General features: G+C 66.2%; 9 protein-coding genes. 4 read left to right on the top strand and 5 right to left on the bottom strand.

Features of this window, described 5'->3' with window-relative positions; all coding sequences use genetic code 11:
- The first annotated feature begins 910 nt into the window (after positions 1 to 910).
- Positions 911 to 1330, top strand: a complete 420-nt coding sequence (locus tag LCE31_RS34035) for a hypothetical protein (protein WP_225021412.1) — start codon at positions 911 to 913, stop codon at positions 1328 to 1330.
- 951 nt (positions 1331 to 2281) lie between these two features.
- Here LCE31_RS34035 and LCE31_RS34030 read toward each other — a convergent pair.
- The 5 genes from LCE31_RS34030 to LCE31_RS34010 all read right to left on the bottom strand — a co-directional run bounded on the left by LCE31_RS34030 (position 2282) and on the right by LCE31_RS34010 (position 4477).
- Entirely contained in the window at positions 2282 to 2935 is a 654-nt protein-coding gene (locus tag LCE31_RS34030; protein ID WP_225021410.1) for a class I SAM-dependent methyltransferase, read from the bottom strand.
- A gap of 75 nt (positions 2936 to 3010) precedes the next feature.
- Positions 3011 to 3514 carry a hypothetical protein gene (locus LCE31_RS34025; protein ID WP_225021408.1) on the bottom strand — a complete coding sequence of 168 codons (504 nt, stop codon included), beginning with the start codon at positions 3512 to 3514 and terminating at the stop codon, positions 3011 to 3013.
- Positions 3515 to 3664: 150 nt separating this feature from the next.
- A complete protein-coding gene (locus LCE31_RS34020; RefSeq protein ID WP_225021406.1) occupies positions 3665 to 3886 on the bottom strand; it encodes a hypothetical protein in 222 nt (73 codons plus the stop codon).
- Entirely contained in the window at positions 3879 to 4208 is a 330-nt protein-coding gene (locus LCE31_RS34015) for a hypothetical protein (protein ID WP_225021404.1), read from the bottom strand. The genes LCE31_RS34020 and LCE31_RS34015 overlap by 8 nt, the downstream gene beginning before the upstream one ends.
- Positions 4205 to 4477, bottom strand: a complete 273-nt coding sequence (locus tag LCE31_RS34010) for a hypothetical protein (RefSeq protein WP_225021402.1) — start codon at positions 4475 to 4477, stop codon at positions 4205 to 4207. Before LCE31_RS34010 ends, LCE31_RS34015 begins: the two co-directional genes overlap by 4 nt.
- A gap of 165 nt (positions 4478 to 4642) precedes the next feature.
- Here LCE31_RS34010 and LCE31_RS34005 point away from each other — a divergent pair, with 165 nt between their 5' ends.
- Genes LCE31_RS34005 through LCE31_RS33995 form a run of 3 tightly spaced genes read left to right on the top strand, consistent with a single transcriptional unit; the run spans position 4643 to position 6281 of the window.
- Positions 4643 to 4900, top strand: a complete 258-nt coding sequence (locus LCE31_RS34005) for a hypothetical protein (RefSeq protein ID WP_225021399.1) — start codon at positions 4643 to 4645, stop codon at positions 4898 to 4900.
- A complete protein-coding gene (locus LCE31_RS34000; protein ID WP_225021397.1) occupies positions 4875 to 5408 on the top strand; it encodes a DUF6879 family protein in 534 nt (177 codons plus the stop codon). Before LCE31_RS34005 ends, LCE31_RS34000 begins: the two co-directional genes overlap by 26 nt.
- 24 nt (positions 5409 to 5432) lie before the next feature.
- The gene (locus tag LCE31_RS33995; protein ID WP_225021394.1) at positions 5433 to 6281 is read left to right on the top strand and encodes a helix-turn-helix domain-containing protein; all 849 of its coding nucleotides are present in this window, start codon (positions 5433 to 5435) and stop codon (positions 6279 to 6281) included.
- Positions 6282 to 6824: the final 543 nt, after the last annotated feature.

Below are 6824 nucleotides of genomic sequence, written 5' to 3'. Positions count from 1 at the left end.
GCCCGAACCGGGATACTTGCCCTGCTTCCAGGCGACTCCGGCGAACCGGACGATCTTCAATCTTGCAACAGGCCCTGGGACGTACGGGTACCTCGAACCCGCAAGACGAGGACAGTGCGCGGGAGACTCGGCGCGCCTCGGATTGACTGGCCGCGATGTGGCGGGTGGGGGTGCCGTTGATGGTGATGGCTCGATCTCCGTACCAGACGGTCTTTCCCCGGTGCCTTTTGGAGTTCACGGCAAACACGCCTGAAGTATAGGTGCAGACCTCAAGCCTTTGCCTCGCACGGGTGCCGTCCTCGCCGATGGCCAGGAGCCGCCGCCGCGCCGAGGCTCCACCAGCCTCAGTTTCATCGAAGTCGGCCAAGCGGCCCGTGCGTTGATGCAAGCTGACTACATGCTTGCAAACTTGCTGCCAGGAATCCGAGAGATTCGCGCACCGCTGGCCGCCGGGTACATTTGGCTACTCGTCCTTTGGATCAGCTTCTCGGAGTACATTCCAAGAAGAGTGTCGGCGCACGGGGCATGGAAAAGTATGTACCAACTCAGCTCTATAGTCGGCACGACAGCCACACTTGCTGGCGTTACCTTCGCTGCATACCTAATCGGGTGTCTTCTTGAAATTCGCGCGCGTTCTATCGTTCATTGGTTCAGATTTTCCGAGTGGTGGTGGAGCGCCCGGCAGAGGATTTTGGGGAATCCGCTAGCGGGGGAGCTCGAAAATCCGAGAATGTTGCGCTGGGTGGAGACGTCGGAGACAAGTCGAGGAGCAGCAGAACTGCACTCATTACTCCTGCCAGACGAGTCATTCACATATGTCCGCAGGCCCGCATGGGGTAGTCGTGCTTCACGTTCAGCTCTCATCGATCTAGCCATACATATTCGCAAAATCGGAGGAAGGAGGGTGGACTTGCATTCTGCGATGGGAAGATTTGGCGATGAGCTTGACCAGCTCGCCATTCGCCTGCAGGCCAGGAATGTGGAGATTTATGGAACGTACGATCGCGCGGCCGCCGAGGCGGACCTGAGGGTGAATGTCGGATTCAGTGCTTCAGTGCTCATCGGTGCTATAGCGGCTAGGGGTAATTTCGATTTATTTCTGCTTATTCCATGTGCATGGTTTTTGGTTGCGCGAGGGCGGCAAAAAGCCCGTGAGGCGAATGATATATTGATCCAGGCTGTGGTCTCTGGCGAACTGGAGTCCGGCATTCTTTCGTCAGCCCTCCCCCAACTCGCAACGGCATCATCGAGTTCAATGGGCCGCGACAACGAAGCGGCGACAGGGGGAGACCTTGACCCGCCGACGGGCGGCGATCCAGATCCAGCTTAAGGAGAGCTGCAGTGGTGAGTTTCTAACTGCGCGGCAACGGCCGCCGCACAGCGGGGGGCAACCGTGTGAACCTGGCGGCCAATGCAAAGGCGAGAGGCACTCCGTCTCACGGAAACCGCCCGTCCAATGTTACTTCGAGACGAAGCGTCGGTACTCAGGGCGGGTGGTGAGAGCTCGGCCTATTCGCGGCCAGGTCCCATCAGAGCGAGCCGAGGCGCGTCTCTGTGCTGCGTGAACCCACCAGGCGCAGACGCTCTCCGGAGTCGTGTGCCCGGGGCTTTTGACATCTGCGGCCGACATCAACAATGCCGGACGGCGGTGTACACCAGCGCCTCCGTCCGGCCGTCGTACGAGCCGACGGGGGCGGCTGGAGCCCACGCGGAACGAACTTACAAAGCGGATGTCAGCAGTTCGAAAACGTCCGCGCCCACCATTTGTAGTGGCTGGTCAGAGGCCCGAGGGTGATCGCGCCCGCGTGTCACGAACGAGCATGCAGCAAGAAGGAGGCCCTCACCCGTTTCGGGGTGGGGGGCCTCTTGCCTGCGGGGCCTTTCTCCCCGGGTGCTGCTTCGCAGGGGTTCTCGTCGGTGGGATCAGCCCCAGTCGAGGTCCAGTTGGCCCGCGGCGAGCCGGGCCGTGGTGCGGGCACCGCCCACCAAGACGACTGCGGTGGCTGCGATGCGGAGGGTGGGAGCGCGCATCTGAGTCCCCTTCTGCGCTGCGGCGACGGGCTCGCGCCGAGTCGTGGCGCCTCACCGCGCGATGCGGCGGAGAGGAGTGAGTACGTGCACCGCGCACGGTCGGTCCTGTGTGGCTTGCCCACATGACGGATCGAGCAGGGTCAGTCGAGCCCGCTCTTGGATACGTTGATCCGGATCGCTGACACGCTGAGCGTGCCCTCGCGCACCCTGTACGAGACGACTGGTGGCGGCCGGGCTCGGGGCCGTCGTGTCAGCGCTCAGCCTGAACGATCAACGTGCCGATGTGGCCGGCCTGCGGCGCCTCAACGACGCGGGCGTCGGCTGCACGGAAGCCGGACTGCAGCAGGAGACGCTCCCAGACCTGTGGTTTGTAGCTGTAGCGGTAGGTGAACATGGCCTTGCCCGCGAAGCCGCCCTTGTACATCCCCTGCGGTCCGTAGGCGCCGGGGATCGCGGGCGGCTGGGAGAAGACGAACCGGCCACCCGGGGCGAGCCGCTCGGAGACGAGGGGAAACAGGAGGTTCGGCGGCGCGAACCAGGCGGCGCCGAAGATGGAGTAGATCGCGTCGAAGGTGCGCGATGTCTCGCGCAGGTGGTCGAGCACCTCGCCCTGCTCGAACTGCGCGCCTGTCGCCGCCCATCGCTCGATGACCTTCGCGATCATCACGGGCGAGAGATCCAGGCCCGTCGCCTTCACTCCGCGGTTGGCGAGGAAGGCCACCGCCCGGCCGGTGCCGCATCCGATCTCCAGAGCGGTCGCCGGGTCGCCGAGCAGCTCGGCGCCGGGGCCATGTCCCGCGTACTGCGTCCAGTGGAAGGCGGGTTCGGCTTCCGGCTCGAACGCCGACTTGGCGAAGGCGTCCCACAGTTCAGTCTCGGCGACGATGTCGTGCAGTGCGGGCACAGGCGTTCCTTCGTGGGTGCGGGCGGCGGCCCCCGCCCGCCGGAAGCAGGCAGAGGCCAGAGCCAGGGTAGGGCGTCAGTGGCTGTCGGGAACCTTGTCGTCACACGGCGAGCACTTCGCGCCGTCGATGGCCCACAGCTCCTCGTCGACGGGCCATCCCTCGGAGAGGAGGAAGTCGCCGGTGCGCAGGCACAGGCCGTCACTGCGGCGTTCGATGAACGGGGCGTGATGTTTGAAGCGACCCCCGTTGTAGAGGCGGCAGATGCCCCACCAGACGGGTGTGTCGAGAATGAGCTGGTGGACGCCGATGTCGACGAGCCGGCCGACACCGAGGTGGACATCGGGGTTCTCGATGGAGCCCATGACGTACATGACCGCGTTGCCGAGAATTCGTTCGGCCATGTCGCGGACCATGGTGTGGTCGCGCAGGAGCAGGGTGACCTCGCGGTCCCACAGGCTCATGCCGCTGTCGAAGACGTTGACGGTCAGTTCAGTGATGTGCGGGGCGACGGCGTTGAGGATGGCCTGCGGGTCACGAGTCCTCGTCTGCTCGGTGGTCGCGATGACTGCTGTGCTCATCTGCTGTACATCCCTTCGCGCGGGGTGATGCGCTGCACTTGCTAACCCGCCCCGGGTGCCGACCGCCTGGACTGGTGCCCGGGGGCGGGGTCTGGTGCTCCGGCCGGTGTACGTGACAGCCCTGGAATGGGCCCCGTCGGCCGGAGTGGTTCAGGGGGTGGGCGGCTTGCGGCTGGGCTTGTTGCGGTGTGCGAGGTCGAGGAGGAAGGTCTCCTGTTCTTCGACCGTGCGGGTTTGCGCCGTGATCTCGTCCGGGTGTCTGGGGCAGGCCCACAGGGTGCGTACACCGGTGCCGCGTTCGACGCTTCCCGCGTATGTCGTGCGGCTGCTTCCGCAGCTGATGCAGGGGCGCTCTGTCCTCTCGTCAGCCATGTGTGTCTCCGGCTGCCCTCAGCTCTTCCGCGAGAGCTTGGAGGAGTCGGAGCGGCTGCGGGAGACGCTGTATCTCGATTCCGTGCTCGGGGCAGTGGGCGCCGGTCTTGCCTTCGATGGGGAAGTCGTGGTCGTCGCCGGCGGCTGGGGTGGCGAGGCGGCTTTCGGGCGCTCGGCCGCCGGACTCCGTCGCCGCGACAGCGGGCACCAGGCCGAAGGTGGTAGGGAACTCGGTGCCGCTGGTGGCGGGTGCGATGGCGATGAGGGCGAGCGTGTCGGCCGGGGCGTGGTGCCAGTGGCACCAGCCCGAGGCGGCACTCACCGTTCGGCCTCGACACATTCGGGGTGTGCGCGGGGGAAGATGCGGACGCCGTCGGCGTCGCGGCGTTCGCCGAGGTCGACGGCGTTGTCGTTCGAAACCGGCCTGTCGCAGAACGCGCAGGCGCTGCCGCGGTGTTGGCTGCCCGTCAGGCCGGACAGGTCGAGGACCGCGTGGCGGGGGCCGGCGGCGGTGAGTACGGGCGGGACCGTTGTAGAAGTGCCGAGCGTCTCGCGCGGGGCGGGCCCGCCGGCGGGGTTCCGGGTGTCCATGTCGAGGACCGTAGAACGGCCGGTGATGGCGATTCCAGGTTGGTGCAGATTTGTGCACGCATTCACTCTTGCTGCAAGCTCTGGCCACATCGCACTCTTGACGGGCCACTCGGGCGCCCACAGGCTGATGCACAGTCACGCACAACGGGCGAACGGAGGGCGGACATGAACCTACGCTTCATCGGGATCGACCCCGACACGGGCCAGAGCGGCTCACCCACCGCATGGATCGACGAGGCGACGGCCGACATCGTGCTTCAGAGCTACACCGCTGACGAGGCGACACGGGCCCAATGCACCGAGCGCACCGCGCCCGGACACGCGAAGGGCATTCCCGACCACGAGTCCGTGATCCGAATCCCCGCCCGCCTCGTACCCATGCTGAGGGAGGCATGCAATGCCGCAGAGCGCACTCAGCTTTAAGGATCTCTTCGGTCGCGTCCAGCGCTCGGCCGTGCACCTGGAGATGCGCGACCAATACGGCGTCGGCGACGAGGCCGCAGACTTCGAGGAGTGGAAGCGAAGCGGGCGCCGAGACGCCGACCCCACATCCGCGTACTGGGCGCCCTGGGTGGACCTCATCTCCACTGCGGCCGCCCGCGGAGTGACCGTGCGTCGAGCTCGCGTCGTGTCCGAGCCCGTCACGGACTACATCCGATACGAGCACGCCGGCACCGACGTGAACGTCCACGCTGGGGAACAGGTCCGGTGGCTGCCGCGGCGGGACGCCTCGGACCTGATGTTGCCGGGCAACGACCTGTGGATCTTCGACGGGACAGCCGTCCTGTTCAATCACTTCACGGGTGACGGCGACTGGTCGGACCCCGGCCTCGAACTGCGCGAGGAGCCTTCGATCGTGGCCCAGGTCGTCGAGGCGTTCGAGGCCGTGTGGTCGCGCGCCGTGCCGCACGAGCAGTACAAGATCCGATAGCAGAAAGCACAGGCGAGCCAGTCCATGCCCACCTCCCCATCATCCTCGGCCCAGGCAGCACGTGAGAACGTCGCCCGGCAGCTGCGCGACCTACGGAAGAGCGCCGGGCTGACGGTGGCTGGGCTGGCCGCCCTGTGCGAATGGCACCACGCGAAGACGAGCCGGATCGAGAACGCCAAGACCGCGCCCTCTCCAACCGATATCCGCCTGTGGTGCCGGGCGTGCGGCACCGAGAGCCGGGCGCCGGACCTGATCGCCGACTCGCTGCACGCGGAGTCGCTGTACACGGAGTGGCAGCGCCGAGTCCGCACCGGCCTGCGGCAGTTGCAGGACAGCTACATTCGGCTGTACCAGTCGACCGGCGTATTCCGCATCTACTCACCCACCCTGGTGCCCGGCCTGTTGCAGACGAGCGGTTACACGCGCGCCCTCCTCAGCGCAAACGCCCGCATGCTCGACATCCCCGACGACTCCGAGGCGGCGGCCGACGCCCGCACGGAACGATCAAAGATCATCCATGAGGCCGGGCACCGATTCCTACTGCTCGTCGAGGAGGCGGCGCTCCGCTACCAACTCGGCGACGCGGAGGCCATGGCCGCACAGCTCGGACACCTGCTCACGGCCTCGGCATTGCCGGCCGTGTCCCTCGGGATCATCCCCGAGGCCACGCCTGAGCGAGTCATCTGGCCGCAGGAGACGTTCCACATGTACGACGACACGCTCGTGTCCGTCGAGTTGCTCTCCGCGCAGGTGAACGTGACGCAGCCGTCCGAGATCGCCCTGTACCTCAAGGCGTTCGAGGAGCTGCGGAGCATGGCGGTGTACGGGCCGGCCGCACGCTCGTTGATCGTGAAGGCGATCGACGCACTCTGAACGCGCGAAAGCGCCCCCTGCCCGGTACATGATCGTGCAGGGGGCGCCTCGGTCGGTCCCAGGCGACCGTGCGCCGTCCTGAAATCGCGGCTATGGCGAGCCCCCTGAATTTCGGAGGGCACGTGTCGGGGACTTCTCGGGGGAACAGCGGAGTAGCGGTGGACCTCGGTGCTTGCATCCAGGGCTCTCGCCCAAGCTGTCTCTTGGCGCTCCGCAGGAGGGGCCCCTGTAAGTTCGGAAACGGCCTACGGGGCGGGGCTCCCTGCGCCGGCATTGTCCGGGGCAGGTTCCAAGGGTCGCCCTCCGGTTCTTTCGACCTTCCGGCCTCTCAGCCCGACCGTCGACGTCGGCCCCGGCGGACGGCCGTAGCGTCCGCCAAAGTCGGCTACTCCGGTCGAACTCCCTCGCTCGTCCCGTAGGCCCATCTCCGACGGTAACACTTGCAAAGCTATGGAAAAGGCCTGAAATGGATTATTGAGAGGTGGGTGGGTGGCGGTCGCTGTCCAGTGGAGAATGCGCAGGTCACTGGCGTCGTACCGGGGG

Origin of the sequence: Streptomyces sp. 8L, assembly GCF_020176795.1 — a bacterium.
Lineage (GTDB): Bacteria > Actinomycetota > Actinomycetes > Streptomycetales > Streptomycetaceae > Streptomyces.
This window is presented reverse-complemented; position numbering and strand designations above follow the sequence as displayed.